The following is a 20905-nucleotide window of genomic DNA, read 5'->3' on the forward strand; positions in this document are numbered from 1 at the left end:
TAATCCTAGCTTCTAACTCTTGGATCTTCTTCTGTTCTGGCGTCAGAGCTTGAACCGTTGGCGTCTCTCCGCCACGCTCAATCTTTAGTTGATCGACCCAGCGTCGTAAAGCCGTATCACCGATGTCTAGAGAGCGTGCCGCCTCAGATATTGAGTAACCTTGATCAAGAACCAAGCTTGCGGCATCTACTTTGAATTCAGAAGAAAATGTACGTCGTTGTCGTTTTGTCATTGAACACCTCATTTACGGTGGAGACTTTACCACCTAATTTGATGTCCGGGATCATTAAACCACTACAGTGACAGTTCCATGTAGCCAGATTAGGTAGAGTAGAAACAAATAATGCTGCTAAATAAGCCACATTATTTATTTCTAAATGCTCTTAGAAAGAGTAACTTGCGTTTAGGTAGCCTATTTGGTTTCCATCAAAACTCAGGGATGTACGGTCTTCAGTTTCATTGTCCAAATAGTGAGTGAAACGATAACCCAGTTCCATAGAAAAGCGTTCGGTAAATTTATAGCCAAGTCCAAGGTTAGCGCCAAAAGCTAAACCAGTACTATTGTCGTCTATCAACTCTCCGTTATCGTTAATCTCGAATTGGCTATCATAATAATCAAGATTACCACCAACAAGTAAATAAAATTGACTACTAAAATACTGCAAATAGTCTGCCCCTATACCGTACTGACGAGTGTTGAATTCATAGGTGGCTACAACTTCTGAACCTGAAACAAATCGAGTTTCGCTGCTATTTATTTGTTGGAAGGACAAATAGACTCTCAGCATGTCGTTAAAGTAATGACCCCCTTTAATTGAGTATGTGCCTATATCCTCGAGGTTTTTAATAATCTGGCTATTCGCCAGAGTACCAGAGATATCATAGCTGCCGCTGCCAAGCTCCAACGCGATATAATTTTCGATTGCATAGACTGGGACAGAAGTTGCTCCCGCTATCAGAAAAATACACAGTTTTTTTCTCATGTAAACACCTTTTTAAATTCAGACTCTGGATACAGATTTATCTGAGATTTTAGTGGTGGATTTATGTATTTTAAACATAAGGTGTTTACGATGATAGCTTTTGTGAAGAACCCAAGACTTTTTAGGTAGTACTTTGTTTTTATTTCTTTTTAGCCAAAGTATTTGGCGCAATCTCTCATTGGGGGGATTTCTAATGGGCTGCCAGTTTGAGTGGACAAAGCCAAGAAGCATTCGACATACTAGGGGGAAATAGTTTGAAGTTGGTTTGTGAATTGTCAAAGCATAATGCCGCAATAAGCGGCATTGTGTTTGTTCTAAGAGTACTTAGAAAGAGTAGCTTGCATTTAGGTAAGCAGCTTGGAATCCATCAAAGTTAAGATTTCCGAACTGTTGAGATTTAAACTCATTTCCAAAGTAATGAGTGTAACGATATCCTAGCTCCATACCAAAACGTTCAGTAAACTTGTAACCCAAACCAAGGTTTGCTCCAGCTGCAAGACCAGTATTATCCTCAGTTGCTGTTATGCCGAAATTTGATGCTTCAAGCTCAGATTTATAAATACCTAGGTTACCGCCTGCCAGCAAGTAAAATTGATCATTGATGTAATGCAAATAGTCAGCGCCAGCACCAAATTCGCCGCTTGTTAGTTGAGTTTTTAAAAGACCTGGTGTGTTGATATAGGTAGTTTCGTTACTTGCAGAGCCCTGTAAGTAACCGTAAGCTCTCACATTTTTATTAAAGTAATGGCCAAACTTGATAGAGAATAGGCGCATTTCTTCTAGATCTTCACCGATTTGGCTGTCTCCTGTAAGACCAGACGTAATATGTTCACCTTTACCAAGCTCTAGTGCTACGTAGTTATCATTTGCAAGCGAAGGCATAGAAGTGCTCGCAGCAACAGCTGCAATAAGTAATGCTTTTTTCATGTGTTATACACTCAAGTTGTTGTCTTTAAGAAAAAGAGGTGACTAATGTGAGCGGTAACTCACTAAAGAGCCTCTTGTTAAGGCGCCGCATCTTGGTACGGCTTTTTTGTGAAGGGGAGAAGTTACTGCAATCTGGCGTTATGAAGCGAGAAATAAACTTAAAAATAGTTGAATAAAGTTAAATTTTATATCTAAGTTATTGTTTATTATTTTATTTTATTCTATTTTTGCTCTGGTTTTATAAGGTTGTCACCTGAATTTTTAGGTGCTTTTAAATGTAAATCAATCAACAGTAAAGGTTATTTATCACTTTTTGGGTAGGTTTGATATTCAAATACTTGCCCATCTTGGTTAAATGTATACACAGTATAAGCCTGTTTTTGTGCGCCATTTTCCATACCCGGAGAGCCTATCGGCATACCGGGGACTGCTAGCCCTTTTGCTCCTTTAGGTGGGTTAGCCAAAAACGCTTTGATATCGTTGGCTGGGATATGCCCTTCAAAAACGTAACCATTAATTTCGGCGGTATGACATGATGCTAACAGTGGTGTTATACCCAGCTCTTTTTTGATGCCATTCATATTATCATGCAGTTTTTCTTCTACCGAGAACCCTTCTTCTTGCATGTGCTTGGTCCAAGCCGTGCAGCAGCCACAATAAGGCGATTTGTGATTGATAACATCAGCAGCCCAAACTTGGTGCGACAGCAGTATAAGCGGCGTAAGAGCTATAAGATTAATCTTCATAGTGACCTCTTGATGTGGTGTGAAGGTTTAAACAAACGCAGGCGATTAGCGTTGCTTACGACAGTTATTGAAGAGAGCGCCATAGCCGCGCCAGCGACAACAGGGCTGAGTAAAAAGCCAAAAGCTGGGTAGAGGGCACCAGCTGCAATAGGGATGCCCAAACTGTTGTAAATAAACGCGCCAAACAAGTTTTGTTTCATATTTCTTATGCTAGCTTTAGATAATTCAATTGCTTTAACTACGCCCACAGGAGATGAGTGCAGTAGAGTCATTTGAGCACTTTCAATCGCCACGTCACTGCCGTTTCCCATCGCAATACTGATATCGGCTGTTGCAAGGGCTGGCGCATCGTTCACACCGTCACCTATCATGGCAACGCGCAGACCTTGTGTTTGCAATTGCTTAATATGCTGCGCTTTTTGATCCGGCAGTACTTGGGCGATAATCGTTTTTATTCCAATTTGGGAAGCAATCGAATTTGCCACATCTTGATTGTCCCCAGTTAACATCACAGTATTGATACCCATTGAATTTAAAGCGTCAATTGCCTGTTTGGCATCTGGCTTGATCGGGTCACTAATAGCAATGATTCCTACCACATTATTTTTTTGGACGACAATAACCGGTGTCCATGCATAAGTGGCACATTGTTCTATTTCTGAGTTGAAAGCGTCAGTATTGATCCCTTGCTGCCGAGCATAGTTGAGGGACACAACTGAGGTCAGTTCATCATTAACTAGACCTGTTACCCCCATACCGCGCAGATTGGTAAACTGACTCACCTCTTCAAGGTGAAGATTTTTTTGCGCGGCAAGGTCAACAATGGCTTTAGCAAGTGGATGCTCGGAATATTGTTCTAAACTTGCCGCCAAAGTCAGTAGGTGGCTTTCATCTCTCTCTTTGACAAACACAGATTCAACTTGAGGTTTACCTTGTGTTAGCGTGCCCGTTTTATCAAACACTACAGTATTTATTCTACTGGCAGACTGAAGCACGTCGGCATCTTTAATCAGTATGCCCATTTCTGCAGCTTTTCCGATCCCGACAGTGACTGAAAGCGGGGTAGCCAAGCCAAGCGCGCAGGGACAAGCAATAATAAGTACAGTTGTGGAGACAATTAACATATAACTGGCTTTGGGCTCTGGCCCATACAAAAGCCAAACTAATGCAGAAATAAGCGCAATCACTACAACAACAGGAACAAATACAGAAGAAATCTGATCAGCCAGCTTGGCTATTGCCGGTTTACTGCTTTGCGCTGTGCGTACCATATTGATGATCCTTGCTAACATAGTATTGCGACCAACGCTGGTGGCTTCTATTACCAGACTTCCGTCTTGATTTACGGCCCCGGCTGAAACCTGAGAGCCTTGCTCCTTAAATACAGGAATAGGTTCGCCAGTTAACATGGATTCGTTAAGATAGGATTGACCTGATAAGACGAACCCGTCAACAGGGATTTTTTCACCAGGCTTAATTTTAAGCTGCATCCCTTGTGTTATCTCTTTTATCGCCATGACTTTATCGCCGGATTCTGTGATGACGGTAGCATTGCTTGGCTGGAGATTCATTAGCGATTGAAGAGAAAGTGTGGTTTTGGCTTTAGCTTTGGCTTCGATGTAATGCCCGAGAGAAATTAAGCCTATTATCATGGCGCTGGCTTCAAAATAAACATGGCGTGACGCTTGTGGAAACCATTGAGGAAAACTCACAATAAGCATGGAAAATAACCAAGCAGCGCCAGTACCAAGGGCAACTAGTGTGTCCATTGTTGCTCGTTTATTACGTAGCGCTTGCCACGCGTTGGTAAAGAAGGAGCGTCCAGCTGTTGCTAGTAGCCATAAGCATATCATTCCAATAGCGCCCCAGATCAATTGGTCTTGAGTGCTACGTATCATCATATTGCCGCCTAATACTCCCCAGAGCATTAGTGGAGCGCCGATAATTAAGCCTTGCCATGCACTTTTTTTATGCTGGCCTTGTATAGATTTTTGTTTAGATAACTGCTCTTTCTGCTGAGTTTCTGGATCGAGAACGTACTCGGCTTGATATCCGGCTTTATTTACAGTGTCTACAACAGATGCGATGACAGATTCTTCATTTGAGAGGCTAAAAACAATGGCACTTTGCTCAGCGAGATTAACTTGCGCGCGCTCTACCTTATCGACACTTATTAAGGCGCGCTCAACCGATGCCACGCAGCTTGCGCAGGTCATGCCTGAGATAAAAAAGTTTAAAGTATAGGTGCTGCTTTTTTCAGTTAATGTTAATGGTTCAGATTGGGAAGAGGTTTGCTGCTGTGATTCGGGTATCTCAGATTGTTCATGACTCGCTTTATAGCCAACTGATTCAACTAGATCTTTGATCTCTTGCTCACTAAGTAGCGTTGAAAGAGATAATTCAGTTTTCGATACTTGAAAATGTCCGATACCTGTATGGCTGTTTAGGGCGTTTTCGAGCTTAGCGACACATTTGGTACAGCTTAAACCTTCAAGATGGAAGTGATACTGATGACCGGCATGATAGCCAAGGGTAAGAATAGATGATTCTATGTCTTTAAACGGGCTGTTTGTCTCCAAGCAAACAAGCGCAGGCGTTAGCTCATGGATTAATGCGCCATGTTCATGTACTAAGAGACGTTCTACTTTACGCGCACATCCCATACAACTTAAGCCTGAAAGTGGAATATCTAACCTTTGCATTTTCTGCCCCTCACTATAAACCATGAGTAAGGATAAACCTTACCTTTGGGGTAAGGTCAAGAAGTGTATTATTGCGTTACTAGGGATGAGAGATCAGTTTGTATGGGTGAATTTTGTCACTAGTGGATTGTAGATTTAGAGATCAATGATAAAATACGCGCAATTTTTAGCGCCTTCTCATGGTGCAGTCATTCAGCTAATCAAGGTATTTTTAAATGACGGTTAAAACTCGTTTTGCTCCTAGCCCTACGGGCTATCTTCACGTCGGCGGTGCTCGCACAGCATTGTATTCATGGCTTTTTGCAAAAAACCAAAGTGGTGAGTTTGTTCTACGTATCGAAGATACTGACTTAGAGCGTAACTCTCAGCAAGCCGTCGATGCCATTCTTGAAGGGATGCAGTGGATGGGGCTAGAGTGGGATGAAGGACCTTATTTCCAGTCTAAGCGCTTTGACCGTTACAATGAAATGGTTGATACCTTGCTAGCTAAAGGCAAAGCGTATAAATGTTATGCGTCCAAAGAGCTTCTTGATGAAATTCGAGCTGAGCAAGAAAAAAATAAGCAAATGCCTCGTTATGATGCGAGTCACCCCAAAATCATAGCGGCAAATGAAGCTGCGAAAGACGGCGATCCGTGTGTAGTGCGTTTTCGTAACCCAACGCAAGGCAGTGTTGTGTTTGAAGATCAGATCCGTGGCCGTATTGAAATCGCTAACGACCAATTAGATGATCTGATTATTCGCCGAACTGATGGTGCTCCGACATATAACTTTGTGGTTGTCGTTGATGATTGGGATATGGGAATCACTCATGTTGTGCGCGGTGAAGACCATATTAATAACACCCCGCGTCAAATTAACATCTATGAAGCTTTGGGTGCCCCAGTTCCGACATTCGCTCATTGTGCGATGATCTTGGGCGACGATGGTGCTAAGTTATCTAAGCGTCATGGGGCTGTTTCTGTAATGCAATATCGCGATGAAGGCTACTTGCCAAATGCGCTTAATAACTACTTGGTTCGTTTGGGCTGGTCTCATGGCGATCAGGAGATATTCTCTCAGCAAGAGATGATAGAGCTATTCACCCTTGATGCTATTTCCAAATCAGCTTCTGCGTTTAACACTGAAAAGCTCCTGTGGTTAAATAATCACTATATCAAAACGTCAGATCCTGAGTATGTAGCAGAGCACTTACAATGGCATTTGGACAACCAAAAACTCAATGTAGGAAACGGCCCTGCACTTACTCAAGTGATTAAACTTGTCGGTGAGCGTTGTAATACACTTGTTGAACTGTCTGAGCAAATTCGCTACTTCTATGAGGATTTCTCTGACTTTGAAGCTGGTGCGGCGAAGAAACATTTACGTGCTGTCGCAAAAGGTCCATTAGAGCTTGCTTTAGCGAAAGTTGAAACGCTAGAAAATTGGGATATGGCAAGTATCAAAGAGAATGTGATTGCTGCTGTCTGTGAAGAGTTAGATATTGGTATGGGCAAAATTGGTATGCCTTTGCGTGTTGCAGTAACAGGGGGTGGGCAATCACCATCTGTGGATGCGGTTATGGAGTTAGTTGGTAAACAGCGAGTTATTGCTCGAATCAAGATGGCGCTAGCCTTTATTTCACAACGAGAAGCTAGTGCGTAAAGTGCTTTAGAAGCTCACTGTGATATCAAAAGCCGCAGCTCATGTTGCGGTTTTTGGTATGAAACAAACATGAGTTAACCATGTTTCGATTGATAGCTGGGTAAATGGCTGCAGGTAGGCAGAAACCGTTTATTTAAGGTCTATGCTGGTTAGACGCCCCATAAACTCGAGAATTTCTAAGTTGTCTTTGTTGGCTTCTAGCAGGGCTTTTTTAGTTTTTGTGTAGGCGGCGAGACGACCATGCTTTTTGATTGAACAAACAATGCTTCTATATATCAGTTTGCCGTTTTTATCATAATTTCGCCAAGCAGCAATATAGCATTCGTCCTTTGCATCCGGGTTAGTTTTAGTTGGTCTAGGTTTGAAAATAATCTTTGGCTCAACAGAATGGGGGAGCCGTGTCATTAGGTATGGGTCTTTGAGTAACTTACGCCAGAATTTGCCCCACATGGCACTACCCAATTCATTTCTGAGCTTAATAGCTTTTTTGAGTCCTTTTTTTTCACCGATCTTTACGTAGCCCACGGAGCGATGTAACACCTTATCATCTGGTGTATGGATGTGGATTTTAAACGCGGTTTTGGCTTTGGAGATAAAACGGTGACCAGTGTTTGTTGTCAGATTACTCTTCTTCATTCAATGATTATGGATAATTTTGTTAATAAGTATTTTAGTTGAATGTGCATGATTGGTGAAGGGCTTATTCGTCTTTCCGCAAAGTGTTAAAGTGAAAAACATCACTTTTTTTTGAAAAAAGACAGTAAGAAAATGTAATTAAAGGTTTTTTATCTTTGAGTAAATAATGAGTTCTTTACATATTTTATTTAAAGTATGACTCTTTTTTCATGTTGTCTAAGTTGATGATTTTTTGAATCAAATGAGTAGATCTGTGACTATGTAATTGATTATTAAGCTTTTACATTGAGGTTTAGGGTGGATTATAATCGAGAGTATTATACCAATGGGATTGTCCAGCTTGATGCAGCCATAGAGAGCTTAATTAAGATGGAATCTAGCTTCTTTCTGGAGGTTAATTTGCTAATTAGGAAATACATAGGTTTTTGGTCATCGCGGGTCGAAGGTTATAACCCGCATTGATCCAATATGGCGCTCCCGACAGGATTCGAACCTGTGACCTATCCCTTAGGAGGGGATCGCGCTATCCAGCTGTGCCACGGGAGCGTGAAGCTATCATACTATATTCTTTTGCAATGTTAAGCTTTAACTTACTGATTTAAAGTTGCTTGTGCATAACATCACCAATTTGAATACTACCAGCGAGTTCGGGCTGATCAACAGTTAGTTCTGCTTCATTCTCATAAACCCGTGACACTGTGAGTGTGATGTTTGACTCAGTGACCTTATTACGAGGGATCCCTCTTTGATCTATGAACGAACTTGTGTGCCAAAGTTTGAGCTTATCTCCTTGGGTAACGCCATGGATCCTACCAAGATCCATAGTTAGCACCTTATCCCATTTGGCAATAATTTCCGGCAATGTTATTTTGCACGAGACTTCCGACTCGAGGTCCAGCATGATATTCTGACTGACTCTCAGCATCATCTCTCCATATGTTGATGCCCAAAACCGTGCACTTTTAGTATCTACTTGACTTGTTTTAGGGAAAGGCCATCTAGCAACTTCACGGTAGTTCTTGTTGTAGACTTCATTGCCAGTCTTACCATCGAAGACGGTCATATCAAGAGCAAATTGACGGTTTATATTGTCCTCTTGGAGTAACTTTTGTTCTATCGTAGCCGTTAAATCAGTGATCACGCCACCTATGATGTATTGTGCACCAGTGTCTTGAGCTATCATTTTTAGTCGCTCTGGATTGCGCTTACTAATTTCATAGTCGGTTGTACCTACAGAAACAAAGTTACTCGACTGTATGCTTAATTGCCGATTGATAACAGTCGCAAAGTCATCTCCAACGTTATAGATTTGACCCATAACAGCTTGCTTAGGGGAGGCCAAATCGATATTGCCGACTAAGAAGGTCTTTTTGTATTGGCTGAGGTGGCAAGCTGTTGCCGATGGGTATATGTCCATGCGAGCTTTGACGTACATAACACCATTACGGACTTTTTGTTCATCAATTAGAATGTAACGTATCTCGGTATTACTGAGTTGATATTCTTTGCGCTTGCTTTCTAATATTGGCCTGATATTCGAGATACTGCCTATATCGGCTCCAGAGAAGCTAACTGCTTTGAATATGGCATCTTCTAACGCGTGAATGCGTGCAACCTCTTCAGAAGCGACGACAGTTGCTCGACCTGTTACTTCGTACCATCCTGCCCATACCAATGTGGGGCAAAGTACTAGATAAAAGGTTGATACTATTTTAAAAAACATCTTTTTCATCGTATATTTCCAAACTGGTTCACTTTTTGCATTTATTTCGTTAGCTGATTTAGGTGTTGCCGCTCTATGTAGTGACAGATATAGAAAAGCAAAGAATGTTCCACTTTGGTATCTGAGATATAAGGTGGCACAGATAGAAGCCTAAAATGTATCGGAGATTATAATATGAAAAAGTGGCTAACGCTTGTGCCTGTGGTGCTTCTTACCTCTTGTGCTTACGCACCTGTATATAATGGTAAAGAACCTTACCCAGGCTCTCAATTTATGTTGATGGAGAGTCCGCGTCATACTCTTGACTTTTTTGTCGAAAGTATGACTGAAGATTTGATGGTCTCAAATACAAGTGTCTCTGCTCGGACACCTATTGCCGTTACATCATTTGTGGATTTGCAAAGTATGGATGCTACCAACTGGCTGGGTAACTCTGTTTCTGAAGGCTTTATTCATCAGTTTCAGCGAAGAGGCTTCAAGGTTGTCGATTATAAAACAACAGGTTCGATTCAAGTGACCAGCCAAGGTGATTTTGCGTTTAGTCGCGATTGGAAGGATCTTGCCCAAGAACAAGATATTCAATATGTACTCACCGGAACCATGCTTCGTCAAGAAGGAGGAGTATTAGTTAATGCTCGTGTAGTTGGTATGCAATCAAGAGTTGTGGTTGCAACGGCTCAAGGCTTTCTGCCTGCGGATAGAATTGGCCGAGATCTAGACACGCTTAACAGTATCCGAGATGAAGATGGTGTTTTAATTCGCTCTGACCCTACAATAAGGCAGCCATATACCGTTATTCTTCGTCCATAGGGAGTCGTGATGAATAAAATTCTTTTTTTGGCCGTTATCTTTATGATGGTGGGATGTCAGCCCTTGCAAAATATGCGTGCTGATGATTGGCTCACTGCGGTGGGATACGCCAATATCAGTGAACAAAAGGGGAGAACCGACGAGGAACGTCAAGTTAGAGCGATGCGTGCCTCTAAAATAGATGCTTACCGTGAATTAGCTGAGCAGGTCTACGGGATGCGTGTTAGTGGCAGGGCAGACTTAAAAGATCAGAGGCTTGGGACGGAGCTTACATCTGGTGCAGTCGATGGCGTTATTCGTGGTGCCGAGGTGGTACGCAGCTATAAAGTTGGTGACAGCTATGTGACAGAGTTACGCCTTGATATCAAGAAAATGAATAAGCTTCGCGATTATGGTGAAGTGGAAGTGGTACCTGAGAAACGTCAACAAACCCTTTTCTAATTTATAATGTCTTGTTGTAGAGCGGCAAAAATGTCGCTTTAACCATGAATCAGGCTTTGATGTTTGTACCCAGTGTGGTTACATTTTTAGTCTGCCCGTCAGCATTATAAGTCATTCCTAGTTTACCTTGACTCTGTTGCATAAGATTATTCAGTTTATTAAAACTCATCTGTGCTCGTTGCAAGGCTTCGCCATTGACAATATTAGCTTGTTGGCAATCGGCGATAGTGGATCGAATTTCTTCGACCAGAGGGCTCAAATTTGGATCAGTTGTCAAGTTGGCTACGTCAGGGTGCTGCCCGATTCGTTCGTCAGTTTGCTGTAGTTTGGTTATCAGGGATAACTTTTCAGTGGCTAGTTGTTCTATGTCTTTCGCAGATCTTGCGGTAATTGCTAGCTTTTCTTTTTCGAGAATGTCAGATAGCTCATGGGCACTTTGTAGCTGAAATTCGATTAAACTGCTCAAGGATGCCATGATACGAGCTCTCTATTCCAAACCACCAAGTTCTTGCTCGAACTTGATCATATTGTCAGCTAATTTTTGAGGGTCTACGCTATATGAACCATTAGCAATGGCTTCTTTAATTGCGGCAACTTTAGCTTTATCAAAGCTTGGTTGGTTTGCTAGCTGGGAGTGCATTTCACCAACAGCTTTACCCTGTTTGCTAAGGGATACTGAGTCCTGAGCAACATCTGACTTTTTTGTTGAACCAGAGTCAGCAGAGGCACTACTTTCGTTACGTGCAGTGCTCTTGGAAGAGGTCGTGACCGTCTGCCCTGAGCGTATGTTATCAATGCCTGCCATATATTCGAGCCTTTCGTAATTGAAATCTTGTACTGTCGATATCGACCGAAGCGAGCAATACTTTAGGAACTTTTTGATTGTTCAAAAAATAACTGTAACTTCGGCAATGCCAGTTACCCTACCTTCAATTATACGGTTGGATTTGCTATTTTTCACTCTAATCTGTTCACCATGTGTGCCATCTGTGAGTGCGGTGCCTTTAGTTGTGATGGTCATACCAGACTTTTGAGCCTTGATAGTCACAGTTTCATTGCGGCATACAACACAAACATCACTACTTTCTACGACTTCTCCACTTCTAAGGTTTTTTTTGGTTTTAGCTCCAATAATATCTTCAATTTTTGAAAAGCCTTGTCGCCTTACACGTTGCAAGTCTACCATAGTGATAGTCAGGTCTTGTGCTGAGATTGTTTGACCTCGACTGATCGGACCTGTGGTTGTGACTTGTGGGCCAGTCCTCGTCAGTCTTACTGGAACGTATAATTTCCAGTTCTCTTCACTACACTCAACTAGCACAGTGATGTTACTTGCACTAGGGTTTGTAGAAGAAGAAGAAGTTTTTAGTGGAGCAGGACAGTCGGTAACAAAAATACGGCTATCAATGTTCGCTGCCTTTGCTAGCAATGTACCACCTGGCGGCCACTCTATATTCGTAAGAATGTAATTCTCTGCAGCTTGTTGAATAATAGTGGTCTGTTCAGAGGTGGCTGAAGTTGACGAAAAACTATAGAAAAGGCATAAAAAAGCGACAGACTTGTAAAATTTTTTACAGAAAGCTCTACAATTAGTTATGGAAAATGAGCATAAACGTAAATTATGGTATGTCATTCTGCTTCTCTGGTTTTATTAGCCTTGTAGTAGACTATCATTTTATACCATGAAAGTTTGAAATGGAGATGGGCTTATGTCGGGTATTCTTGATTCGGTGAATCAGCGCACGCAACTCGTGGGTCAAAACCGATTGGAACTTTTAACATTTCGCTTGATGGGACGTCAACGCTACGGCATTAATGTTTTTAAAGTGAAAGAAGTGCTGCAGTGCCCAACACTAACTATGATGCCCAATTTGCACCACCTTGTTAAAGGGGTGGCCCACATTAGAGGGCAAACCGTTTCCGTCATAGATATGAGTCTTGCCATAGGTGGGAGACCGACAGAAGATGTCGAGAAGGCGTTTGTTGTTATTGCTGAATTCAACCGAACCATACAGGCCTTTTTAGTTACATCTGTAGAGCGCATTATCAACATGCACTGGGAAGCGATATTGCCTCCTCCTGATGGGTCAGGTAAGGGTAACTATTTAACAGCAGTCACGAATATTGATAATGAGCTTGTAGAAATCCTCGATGTTGAGAAAATATTGATGGAGATCGCTCCCATTGATGAGACAATGGATTCAACAATCGGTGATGAAATTGCGCAAGTACAGTCGGAAAAAGAGGTAGTTCGACGTATACTTATTGCTGATGATTCTACCGTGGCACGTAAACAGGTAGAGCGTGCAGTTGTCTCTATCGGGTTTGAGGTCGTATCGGCCAAAGACGGCAAGGAAGCCTATGACAAATTGGTTGAAATGGCTGCCGAAGGGAGTATTTACGAACAAATTTCACTTGTCATTTCAGATATCGAGATGCCAGAAATGGACGGTTATACGTTGACAGCGGAAGTACGACGTAATCCGGATCTGAAAGACTTGTATGTTATTCTTCACTCATCACTCAGTGGTGTTTTTAACCAAGCCATGGTCGAACGTGTTGGAGCAAATGCCTTCATTGCGAAATTCAACCCTGATGAGCTTGGTAATGCGGTGAAAACTGCGCTTACTGATTAAAGAGAAATAAATGACAGCAATAACTATAAGCGATCAAGAATATCGTGACTTCAGCCGTTTCCTCGAATCTCAATGTGGTATCGTATTGGGTGACAGCAAACAATATCTAGTAAGAAGCCGTCTCAGCCCACTAGTTACTAAATTTAAGTTAAGTTCTTTGTCTGATTTGCTCAGCGACGTAGTGTCTGGACGCAACAGAGATCTTCGAGTTGCAGCGGTTGACGCTATGACAACCAACGAAACACTCTGGTTTCGTGATACTTATCCTTTCGAAGTACTGGCGAATAAACTCTTGCCTGAAGCTGCTGAGAATAAAAGACCTATAAAAATTTGGTCTGCGGCAAGCTCTTCCGGACAAGAACCATATTCTATGGCCATGACTATTCTTGAAACTCAACAACGAAAACCAGGATTGATACCGAATGTGTCGGTTACGGCAACCGATATATCAGCCAGTATGTTGGACATGTGCCGTGCTGGAATATACGACAACCTAGCCTTGGGTCGTGGTTTATCTCCAGAGCGACGTAAAAACTTTTTTGAAGACGCAGGTGATGGTCGGATGAAGGTTAAGGACAATGTCAAGCGTTTGGTCAATTTCCGTCCTCAAAACTTAATGGAAAGCTATTCGTTGCTTGGTAAGTTTGACATTATTTTTTGTCGCAACGTACTCATCTATTTCTCTCCAGAGATGAAATCCCAAGTCCTAAACCAAATGGCTGCTAGTTTGAACCCTGGCGGGCACCTATTACTAGGTGCTTCCGAATCGTTAACGGGTTTAACGGACTGTTTCGAAATGGTTAGGTGCAACCCAGGGATCATTTATAAGCTCAAATAGAGCCAACAGCTAGTAGATAAAGCCCAGCATAGTGTGCTGGGCTTTATACGTTTATCGAGTTCCAAAGCGGAAGCTATACTCACAATTGGTTATCTATAAAGAAACTTGGTGCGTAAATTGCTCCTATGTTTGTGAACAAGGAAATTAGGTTAAGTGCAAAGTTGGTATATTAATTGCTTTTAATTCTAATAGTATCGGTCAGTTCTTTTTGTAGAGGTTAACATGGCTATATCTTTCAATAACGCATTAGGTATCCACCAACATACGGTTGGTGTACGCGCTCGCAATGCAGAGGTGATATCCACCAATATTGCTCAAGCCAACACACCTGGCTTTAAATCGAAAGGTATGGACTTTCAAAGGGCATTGCAGGCGGCAACATCAGGGGCAAGTATCGGACTTAGTCGTACTGATGGTCGGCATATTCCTGCCTCTACTCAAGTGACAGGGGAAATGTTATACCGACTTCCTACACAACCTGATACGGGTGATGGAAATACGGTGGATGTTGATTTGGAACGTAATTTGTTTATGCAAAATCAAATCAGACACCAAGCTTCGCTGGATTTCTTGGGTAGTAAATTCAGGAACTTAACCAAGGCTATCAAAGGGGAGTAATTAGATGAGCTTATTTAATGTATTCAATGTGACAGGATCTGCGATGAGTGCTGAGTCTGTTCGTCTAAATACTACTTCGAGTAACTTGGCGAACGCCGACAGTGTCTCTAGTTCGGCTAAAGACACATACAAAGCTCGTCACGCGGTGTTTGGAGCCGAACTCAGCAAAGCCAAATACGGTCGTGAAGATACAGTGCCAGTTCAAGTCTTAGGTATTGTTGAGAGTAACAAGCCACTTGATGCTGAGTATAACCCTGAACATCCTTTGGCTAATGACGACGGTTTTATCTACAAACCCAATGTCAATGTGATGGAAGAAATGGCGAATATGATATCTGCTTCTCGTTCATATCAAACGAACGTTCAAGTAGCAGATGCAAGTAAACAAATGCTGCTGCGTACGCTGCAGATGGGTCAATAAGGATAGGAGGTAACAAATGGCCGGAGACATTAACAATGTTGGTCAAAGTGGCTTGTCCTATGTTGATCAGCTTAAACAGCTTCAAGACAAAAGCAAACCAGATGAGACAACAGGTAAGCAAGATCTAAAGCAAGAAGATTTCTTATCTTTGCTCACTAAGCAGCTGTCACAACAAGATCCGTTTAAGCCGGTTAGCAATGACCAAATGATTGCACAGATGGCCTCATTCGCGACGGTAGATGGTATCGGCAAAATGAATAATCAGTTTGAAACGCTGAATTCTTCGATGACATCAAACCAAGCGCTTCAGGCATCATCACTTGTTGGACGAGATGTACTTATCCCAGGCTCTACTGGAGTAAAAACCGGTGATGGCCAAATGGCTGCTATGGTTAAACTCCCTCAAGCTGTCGATAGTTTGATGGTGAGAGTAGAAAACCAAATGGGGCAATTGATCCGAACGTTTGATGTAGGATCTAAGCCAGGCGGTGATAGTCGTGTTGTTTGGGATGGTAAAGATCAAAACGGTAATCCATTGCCGGCTGGCAAATACAATGTGAAAGCATCGGGTTTGCTAGACGGGCAGGCGAAAGAGTTCGAAGTGTCGACTTACGCTAATGTAAATAGTGTCCTGCTTGGAAAAGGTGATGGAAACGTACTACTCAATCTGGCTGGCTTTGAATCGCCAGTTCGACTTGCTGAAGTACTAGAAGTTGGAAAGGCGTAGCAACGCTAGCTAGATAGGAGATTTGGAATGTCTTATGTTGCATTAAGCGGTTTATCCGCAGCTCAGTTAGATCTGAATACAACCAGTAATAACATTGCCAACACCGCAACCTATGGCTTTAAAGAGTCTCGCGCGGAATTTGGCGATGTATATTCGAATTCACTGTTCACTCATGCGAAAACGACACCGGGCCAAGGTGTGCAGGCAGCAAAAGTTGCCCAGCAGTTTCATGAGGGTTCAAGTATTTATACCAACAACCCTATGGATCTTAGGATCTCAGGTACAGGTTTTTTCTCTGTTGCTAAAGATCGCCTGCAGCCATCTACAAACGAGCTGACAAGGAACGGATCGTTTCATTTAAACAAAAATAATTACATGGTTACGGCAAACGATGAGTTTTTGCTAGGCTATCAAGTTAATAAAGATACGGGCGATGTATTATCATACGAAGCATCAGCTATCAATATTCCTAAAGAATTTGGTAAGCCCAAGCAGACTGCAAACATTGAGGTTGGTTTTAACCTACCAGCAGGCGCTCCTTTGAAAGATCCCGCTTTATTTGATATCACAGATCCTGAAACTTATAACCGTTCCACTTCTTCGTCTATCTACGATTCGATGGGACAATCGTATAAGCTGACGTCATATTATCTTAAAGATGCCACTCAACCTAATACATGGCTGACTTACTATACAGTGACAGACACTGATGGAGAAAAACCCATCAATATTGTTGGTGGTGATACGACGTCGCCAACAGGCCAAATTGGGCACACGCTTAAGTTTAACAATGATGGTACTTTGGCAAGTTTGAACAATGGTCAAGATATAGTCACTGAAGCTTTAGGAACAGGGGCGAACCCAGTTAACTTAAATGGCGCAGATGAAACTCAAATCTTAGCATTTGGACTAAAAGATGCGACACAATTTGCCGCCCCATTTGAGTTAACTAAATTTGATGAAGATGGTGCGACAACTGGTTTTTTGACCAAAGTTGATTTTGATGAAAACGGCAGTGTTCTTGGTACCTATTCAAATGGCGAGAATATTATTTTAGGACGGGTCGCTTTAGTTCGTGTAGCGAATGAGCAAGGCCTTGATAAAAAAGGCAGTACTCAGTGGGATGCAACACAGTTTTCTGGTGATAAAATCTGGGGTGAGTCTAATAAAGGATCATTTGGTAGTATCTCCAGTGGTACTTTGGAGCAATCTAATATTGATATGACTCAAGAATTGGTTGATTTGATAACTGCGCAAAGAAACTTTCAAGCGAACTCTCGCTCCTTGGAAGTCCACAATCAAACCCAACAAAATATCCTACAAATTCGCTAGTTTAATTTGTAATAACTTTAAATCATTGATTAAAAAATTAGTTCGAGCTGGTGGCAAACGCCAGCTCACTTTTTGCCACCTCCGGCAATTTTATTCATCTTTAGCTCTCCTTTTGTTTTCGAATAACTCTAACTACCTAATAAAAGGCTAACTAAAACTTGGCTCGAAACTTGCCTTTCTTTAGTTAAGTGAATGATGATTGTTGGAGTAAATTATGGATCGCGCACTGTTTCTTGCCATGAGTGGCGCTAAGCAAAATATGCAAGCAATGCAGCTTAGAGCCAACAACTTGGCAAATGTCGGCACAACAGGCTTTAGGTCAGATCTTGCGCAAGCTCGTTCCATGCAAGCGTATGGTGAAGGTATGCCAAGCCGAGTATTTAGCATGACAGAGCGTCCAGGGCATAACTTTCAACAAGGTAGTGTCATTACTACGGGCCGAGACTTAGACGTGACTATCCAAAATCAAGGTTGGATTGCCGTTCTAGACAGCATGGGTAAAGAGGGATTGACTCGAAACGGCAATCTGAATATTGATGTTAATGGCTTGCTTACTACTGGGGGCGGCAACCTAGTACTTGGTGAGACAGGGGCTCCCATTACTGTCCCTATTCCAGTGAGCAAAATTGAAGTGGGCAGTGATGGTACGATTTCTGTTGTCCCTCAAGGAGCTCCAGCAGATGCTATAGAGATTGTTGATCGCATTAAGCTAACCAGCACTAATAATCGTTCCTTATATAAAGATGTTAATGGAGTATTTCGCTCCAAAGACCCAAATGCTGAATATGAGACAGATGCCAATGTTAAACTGCTGACTGGAGCTCTGGAAGGCAGTAACGTTAATGCAATCGGGGAAATGACCAATCTTATTGACCTTCAGCGTCAGTTCGAAATGCAGGTCAAAATGATGAGTACAGCGGAAGATATGGACAAAGCTTCAAACTCTTTGCTTCGTATGAGCTAACCAAAGGATTAGGAGAGAATTATGCATCCGGCACTATGGGTAAGTAAGACTGGCTTAGACGCTCAGCAAACCAATATACAGACCATTTCAAACAACTTGGCAAACGCTTCCACGGTTGGGTATAAAAAAAGCAGAGCGGTATTTGAAGATTTGTTTTACCAAAATATCAACCAGCCTGGAGGGCAGTCTTCACAAAATACTGAGTTACCAAGTGGTTTAATGTTAGGCGCGGGTTCCAAGGTGGTTGCTACGCAGAAAGTCCATACACAGGGAAACACACAAACGACCAATAACAGCTTGGATATGATGATCGAAGGTGATGGATTCTTCCAGATTCTTATGCCAGATGGCAACATTGGATATAGCCGTAATGGTCAATTCACCGTCAATGACGAGGGGGTGATTGTCACCTCTGGAGCGGGGTATCCTCTGGAACCAGAGATTGCCATACCCGAGGATGCTATCAGTATAACCGTTGGCACCGACGGTGAAGTGTCAGTTCGCATTCGAGGTCAACAAGACAACCAAGTGTTGGGGCAAATAACGACTGTTGATTTCATTAATCCTGGTGGGCTTGAGCCTATTGGTCAAAATTTGTATCTGCCAACTGGAGCGAGTGGTGATCCTCAAGAAGGAGTGCCGGGCTTTGATGGCTTTGGCGATCTTCGTCAATCTATGCTTGAAACCTCTAATGTCAATGTTACAGAGGAATTGGTTAACATGATAGAAGCTCAGCGTGTCTATGAAATGAACTCTAAAGTCATTTCAGCCGTGGATAAAATGATGAGTTTTGTTAATCAGCAATTGTAACTTTAGGGTAATAGGAAAATTATTATGAGCCGTATACTGACGATTATTACATTAGCCTTATTATCAGGTTGCTCTATGTTACAACCCCCGATAGAGACTTCTGACATTGTTCAGGGGACAACGACGGTGGATGCGGTTGAAGGTGATAAATCAGAAGATGAAAGCTCAGGCATTATTGATACATTACGTGGTCGAACTGATCCCGTCGCAGGCGATCCTGCGTGGGCACCTATTCACCCTAAACATCAACCAGAGCATTATGCGGCAGAAACAGGATCTTTATTCAACGTTGGCCGCACATCTAGCTTGTACGATGATTCTAAACCCAGAGGTATTGGTGATATCATTACGGTAACATTAGATGAGAATACTAAAGCAGCAAAAAGTGCTGATGCAGACTTGTCTAAAAACAATGATGCTTCAATGGATCCGCTCGAGGTCGGTGGGCAACAACTTAATATTGGCGATTATAACTTTTCCTATAATTTGAGTAATGACAATTCATTCAGTGGTAGTGCTGCAGCGAATCAAAGCAACAGTATATCAGGTTCAATTACAGTAGAAGTGATTGAAGTCCTCGCGAATGGTAATTTGATCATTAGAGGAGAGAAGTGGCTTTCGCTCAATACGGGTGATGAATACATTAGACTTAGTGGCACAATAAGGCCTGATGATATTTCACGTGAAAATACCATAGCTTCCAATCGTATTTCTAATGCTCGAATCCAATACTCTGGTACGGGCACTCAGCAAGATATGCAAGAACCTGGATTCTTGGCACGATTCTTTAATGTCGCTTTGTAGAGTCATCTAATGTCGACGTTTTGGCGCTAGGGTATCGAGTGAAGGTAATCTGATGAAAATATTATTACTACTATTAACCAGCATAACTATGGTGGCAACACAAGCTAGTGCCGCGAGGATCAAAGATATTTCTCAAGTGGCTGGGGTGCGAGCAAACCAATTAGTCGGATACGGATTAGTGACTGGATTGCCAGGAACGGGCGAATCCACACCTTTCACAGACCAAAGTTTTAATGCCATGTTGGAGAATTTTGGTATCCAGCTTCCTGCGGGCACTAAGCCTAAATCCAAAAACGTTGCAGCCGTAATTGTTACCGCAGAGCTAGCAGCTTTTGCCAAACAGGGGCAAACAATAGATGTTACTGTCACTTCTATTGGTGCTGCAAAAAGCTTGCGCGGTGGAACCCTGATGCAGACGATGCTTAAAGGGGTCGATGGGCAAGTTTATGCCGTTGCTCAAGGAAATCTTGTTGTTAGTGGCTTTAGTGCTACAGGTGCAGATGGTTCAAAGATTGTTGGTAACAACCCGACCGCAGGTATGATATCAAATGGAGCGATAGTCGAACGGGAAATTCCCTCTCCATTTGGCCGTGGTGATTACATCACCTTTAACTTGCTCGAATCAGATTTTACTACTGCTCAGCGTATGGCTGATGCCGTTAACAATTTTTTGGGGCCTCAGATGGCTCAACCCATTGATGCCACCTCAGTCAAAGTGCGCGCACCCAGAGATATATCACAAAGAGTATCGTTTCTGTCTGCAATAGAGAATCTGGAATTCGACCCTGCTGAAGGATCAGCAAAAATCATAGTGAATTCTCGCACCGGTACTATAGTGGTCGGAAAGCATGTCCGTTTAAAACCTGCTGCAGTGACCCATGGTGGTATGACGGTTGCAATAAAAGAGAATCTTAATGTCAGTCAGCCCAATGCATTTGGTGGTGGAGAGACAGTCGTTACGCCAGACACAGATATCGAAGTGACAGAAAAGCAAGGGAAGATGTTTAAATTTGAACCTGGGTTAACACTTGACGACCTTGTACGAGCAGTCAATGAGGTTGGCGCAGCACCTTCCGACTTAATGGCTATTTTACAAGCATTGAAGCAGGCCGGTGCTATTGAAGGTCAACTGATCGTTATTTAG

At 42.4% G+C, this 20905-nt stretch carries 23 protein-coding genes and 1 tRNA gene; 13 read left to right on the top strand and 11 right to left on the bottom strand.

Annotated features, from left to right (window positions below; all coding sequences use genetic code 11):
• From DPF90_RS12900 to DPF90_RS12920, 5 genes are all read right to left on the bottom strand, one after another.
• On the bottom strand, positions 1-232 hold a 232-nt coding region (locus DPF90_RS12900; protein WP_162813957.1), incomplete at its 3' end, for a transposase.
• Positions 233-383: 151 nt separating this feature from the next.
• Complete coding sequence (locus tag DPF90_RS12905; RefSeq protein ID WP_114786771.1) at positions 384-983, bottom strand: outer membrane beta-barrel protein; 600 nt, start codon at positions 981-983, stop codon at positions 384-386.
• Between the two features lie 324 nt (positions 984-1307).
• Complete coding sequence (locus DPF90_RS12910) at positions 1308-1910, bottom strand: outer membrane beta-barrel protein (RefSeq protein WP_114786772.1); 603 nt, start codon at positions 1908-1910, stop codon at positions 1308-1310.
• A gap of 299 nt (positions 1911-2209) precedes the next feature.
• On the bottom strand, positions 2210-2656 hold the full coding sequence (locus tag DPF90_RS12915; RefSeq protein ID WP_114786773.1) for a DUF411 domain-containing protein: 447 nt from the start codon (positions 2654-2656) through the stop codon (positions 2210-2212).
• Complete coding sequence (locus DPF90_RS12920; protein WP_114786774.1) at positions 2653-5358, bottom strand: heavy metal translocating P-type ATPase; 2706 nt, start codon at positions 5356-5358, stop codon at positions 2653-2655. The genes DPF90_RS12915 and DPF90_RS12920 overlap by 4 nt, the downstream gene beginning before the upstream one ends.
• 215 nt (positions 5359-5573) lie before the next feature.
• Between DPF90_RS12920 and gltX the strand changes: the two genes are divergently transcribed.
• On the top strand, positions 5574-7001 hold the full coding sequence (gene gltX / locus DPF90_RS12925) for a glutamate--tRNA ligase (protein WP_114786775.1): 1428 nt from the start codon (positions 5574-5576) through the stop codon (positions 6999-7001).
• 129 nt (positions 7002-7130) lie between these two features.
• Here gltX and DPF90_RS12930 read toward each other — a convergent pair whose 3' ends face one another.
• From DPF90_RS12930 to DPF90_RS12940, 3 genes are all read right to left on the bottom strand, one after another.
• A complete protein-coding gene (locus DPF90_RS12930; RefSeq protein ID WP_114786776.1) occupies positions 7131-7637 on the bottom strand; it encodes a Fe3+-citrate ABC transporter substrate-binding protein in 507 nt (168 codons plus the stop codon).
• Between the two features lie 469 nt (positions 7638-8106).
• Positions 8107-8183, bottom strand: a tRNA-Arg gene (locus tag DPF90_RS12935).
• Between the two features lie 52 nt (positions 8184-8235).
• On the bottom strand, positions 8236-9360 hold the full coding sequence (locus DPF90_RS12940) for a flagellar assembly protein FlgT (protein WP_240314521.1): 1125 nt from the start codon (positions 9358-9360) through the stop codon (positions 8236-8238).
• A gap of 174 nt (positions 9361-9534) precedes the next feature.
• On the opposite strand from DPF90_RS12940, the gene DPF90_RS12945 reads away from it, so the two are divergent.
• Together DPF90_RS12945 and flgP are read left to right on the top strand one after the other, a co-directional pair.
• Complete coding sequence (locus DPF90_RS12945) at positions 9535-10170, top strand: FlgO family outer membrane protein (protein ID WP_114786778.1); 636 nt, start codon at positions 9535-9537, stop codon at positions 10168-10170.
• Between the two features lie 9 nt (positions 10171-10179).
• Positions 10180-10611, top strand: a complete 432-nt coding sequence (gene flgP, locus DPF90_RS12950; protein ID WP_114786779.1) for a flagellar assembly lipoprotein FlgP — start codon at positions 10180-10182, stop codon at positions 10609-10611.
• Between the two features lie 49 nt (positions 10612-10660).
• Here the strand turns inward: flgP and DPF90_RS12955 are convergent, their stop codons facing one another.
• The 3 genes from DPF90_RS12955 to flgA form a co-directional block, all read right to left on the bottom strand.
• A complete protein-coding gene (locus DPF90_RS12955; RefSeq protein ID WP_114786780.1) occupies positions 10661-11086 on the bottom strand; it encodes a flagella synthesis protein FlgN in 426 nt (141 codons plus the stop codon).
• A 12-nt stretch (positions 11087-11098) separates the two neighbouring features.
• Positions 11099-11416: a flagellar biosynthesis anti-sigma factor FlgM gene (gene flgM / locus DPF90_RS12960; protein WP_114786781.1), complete on the bottom strand. Its 318-nt coding sequence runs from the start codon at positions 11414-11416 to the stop codon at positions 11099-11101.
• An 81-nt stretch (positions 11417-11497) separates the two neighbouring features.
• On the bottom strand, positions 11498-12244 hold the full coding sequence (gene flgA / locus DPF90_RS12965; RefSeq protein WP_114786782.1) for a flagellar basal body P-ring formation chaperone FlgA: 747 nt from the start codon (positions 12242-12244) through the stop codon (positions 11498-11500).
• Positions 12245-12320: 76 nt separating this feature from the next.
• Here flgA and DPF90_RS12970 point away from each other — a divergent pair, with 76 nt between their 5' ends.
• The 10 genes from DPF90_RS12970 (at position 12321) to DPF90_RS13015 (ending at position 20905) form a co-directional block, all read left to right on the top strand.
• Positions 12321-13247: a chemotaxis protein CheV gene (locus tag DPF90_RS12970; RefSeq protein ID WP_114786783.1), complete on the top strand. Its 927-nt coding sequence runs from the start codon at positions 12321-12323 to the stop codon at positions 13245-13247.
• A 10-nt stretch (positions 13248-13257) separates the two neighbouring features.
• On the top strand, positions 13258-14085 hold the full coding sequence (locus DPF90_RS12975) for a protein-glutamate O-methyltransferase (protein ID WP_114786784.1): 828 nt from the start codon (positions 13258-13260) through the stop codon (positions 14083-14085).
• Between the two features lie 222 nt (positions 14086-14307).
• Positions 14308-14703 (top strand): flagellar basal body rod protein FlgB, encoded by a 396-nt coding sequence (gene flgB, locus DPF90_RS12980; RefSeq protein WP_114786785.1) that lies wholly within the window; start codon positions 14308-14310, stop codon positions 14701-14703.
• 4 nt (positions 14704-14707) lie between these two features.
• Positions 14708-15124, top strand: a complete 417-nt coding sequence (gene flgC / locus DPF90_RS12985; protein ID WP_114786786.1) for a flagellar basal body rod protein FlgC — start codon at positions 14708-14710, stop codon at positions 15122-15124.
• A 16-nt stretch (positions 15125-15140) separates the two neighbouring features.
• A complete protein-coding gene (gene flgD, locus DPF90_RS12990; protein WP_114786787.1) occupies positions 15141-15851 on the top strand; it encodes a flagellar hook assembly protein FlgD in 711 nt (236 codons plus the stop codon).
• A gap of 27 nt (positions 15852-15878) precedes the next feature.
• Positions 15879-17183 carry a flagellar hook protein FlgE gene (gene flgE, locus DPF90_RS12995; protein ID WP_114786788.1) on the top strand — a complete coding sequence of 435 codons (1305 nt, stop codon included), beginning with the start codon at positions 15879-15881 and terminating at the stop codon, positions 17181-17183.
• A 214-nt stretch (positions 17184-17397) separates the two neighbouring features.
• Complete coding sequence (locus tag DPF90_RS13000; RefSeq protein WP_114786789.1) at positions 17398-18147, top strand: flagellar basal body rod protein FlgF; 750 nt, start codon at positions 17398-17400, stop codon at positions 18145-18147.
• 21 nt (positions 18148-18168) lie between these two features.
• Complete coding sequence (gene flgG, locus DPF90_RS13005) at positions 18169-18957, top strand: flagellar basal-body rod protein FlgG (protein ID WP_114786790.1); 789 nt, start codon at positions 18169-18171, stop codon at positions 18955-18957.
• Positions 18958-18981: 24 nt separating this feature from the next.
• The gene (gene flgH / locus DPF90_RS13010; protein ID WP_114786791.1) at positions 18982-19761 is read left to right on the top strand and encodes a flagellar basal body L-ring protein FlgH; all 780 of its coding nucleotides are present in this window, start codon (positions 18982-18984) and stop codon (positions 19759-19761) included.
• A gap of 52 nt (positions 19762-19813) precedes the next feature.
• The gene (locus DPF90_RS13015; RefSeq protein ID WP_114786792.1) at positions 19814-20905 is read left to right on the top strand and encodes a flagellar basal body P-ring protein FlgI; all 1092 of its coding nucleotides are present in this window, start codon (positions 19814-19816) and stop codon (positions 20903-20905) included.

It is taken from the genome of Vibrio tetraodonis, from assembly GCF_003350295.1.
GTDB lineage: Bacteria > Pseudomonadota > Gammaproteobacteria > Enterobacterales > Vibrionaceae > Vibrio > Vibrio tetraodonis.

Bases quoted from the DNA above. Each gene is read 5' to 3' on its own strand.
- DPF90_RS12955 (WP_114786780.1), bottom strand. From the start codon at position 11,086: ATGGCATCCTTGAGCAGTTTAATCGAATTTCAGCTACAAAGTGCCCAT.
- flgG (WP_114786790.1), top strand. From the start codon at position 18,169: ATGCATCCGGCACTATGGGTAAGTAAGACTGGCTTAGACGCTCAGCAA.
- flgM (WP_114786781.1), bottom strand. From the start codon at position 11,416: ATGGCAGGCATTGATAACATACGCTCAGGGCAGACGGTCACGACCTCT.
- DPF90_RS12940 (WP_240314521.1), bottom strand. From the start codon at position 9,360: ATGTTTTTTAAAATAGTATCAACCTTTTATCTAGTACTTTGCCCCACA.
- flgH (WP_114786791.1), top strand. From the start codon at position 18,982: ATGAGCCGTATACTGACGATTATTACATTAGCCTTATTATCAGGTTGC.
- flgB (WP_114786785.1), top strand. From the start codon at position 14,308: ATGGCTATATCTTTCAATAACGCATTAGGTATCCACCAACATACGGTT.
- DPF90_RS12945 (WP_114786778.1), top strand. From the start codon at position 9,535: ATGAAAAAGTGGCTAACGCTTGTGCCTGTGGTGCTTCTTACCTCTTGT.
- DPF90_RS13015 (WP_114786792.1), top strand. From the start codon at position 19,814: ATGAAAATATTATTACTACTATTAACCAGCATAACTATGGTGGCAACA.
- DPF90_RS12975 (WP_114786784.1), top strand. From the start codon at position 13,258: ATGACAGCAATAACTATAAGCGATCAAGAATATCGTGACTTCAGCCGT.
- flgE (WP_114786788.1), top strand. From the start codon at position 15,879: ATGTCTTATGTTGCATTAAGCGGTTTATCCGCAGCTCAGTTAGATCTG.
- flgC (WP_114786786.1), top strand. From the start codon at position 14,708: ATGAGCTTATTTAATGTATTCAATGTGACAGGATCTGCGATGAGTGCT.
- flgA (WP_114786782.1), bottom strand. From the start codon at position 12,244: ATGACATACCATAATTTACGTTTATGCTCATTTTCCATAACTAATTGT.
- DPF90_RS12930 (WP_114786776.1), bottom strand. From the start codon at position 7,637: ATGAAGAAGAGTAATCTGACAACAAACACTGGTCACCGTTTTATCTCC.
- DPF90_RS12920 (WP_114786774.1), bottom strand. From the start codon at position 5,358: ATGCAAAGGTTAGATATTCCACTTTCAGGCTTAAGTTGTATGGGATGT.
- flgD (WP_114786787.1), top strand. From the start codon at position 15,141: ATGGCCGGAGACATTAACAATGTTGGTCAAAGTGGCTTGTCCTATGTT.
- DPF90_RS13000 (WP_114786789.1), top strand. From the start codon at position 17,398: ATGGATCGCGCACTGTTTCTTGCCATGAGTGGCGCTAAGCAAAATATG.
- gltX (WP_114786775.1), top strand. From the start codon at position 5,574: ATGACGGTTAAAACTCGTTTTGCTCCTAGCCCTACGGGCTATCTTCAC.
- DPF90_RS12915 (WP_114786773.1), bottom strand. From the start codon at position 2,656: ATGAAGATTAATCTTATAGCTCTTACGCCGCTTATACTGCTGTCGCAC.
- DPF90_RS12970 (WP_114786783.1), top strand. From the start codon at position 12,321: ATGTCGGGTATTCTTGATTCGGTGAATCAGCGCACGCAACTCGTGGGT.
- flgP (WP_114786779.1), top strand. From the start codon at position 10,180: ATGAATAAAATTCTTTTTTTGGCCGTTATCTTTATGATGGTGGGATGT.
- DPF90_RS12905 (WP_114786771.1), bottom strand. From the start codon at position 983: ATGAGAAAAAAACTGTGTATTTTTCTGATAGCGGGAGCAACTTCTGTC.
- DPF90_RS12910 (WP_114786772.1), bottom strand. From the start codon at position 1,910: ATGAAAAAAGCATTACTTATTGCAGCTGTTGCTGCGAGCACTTCTATG.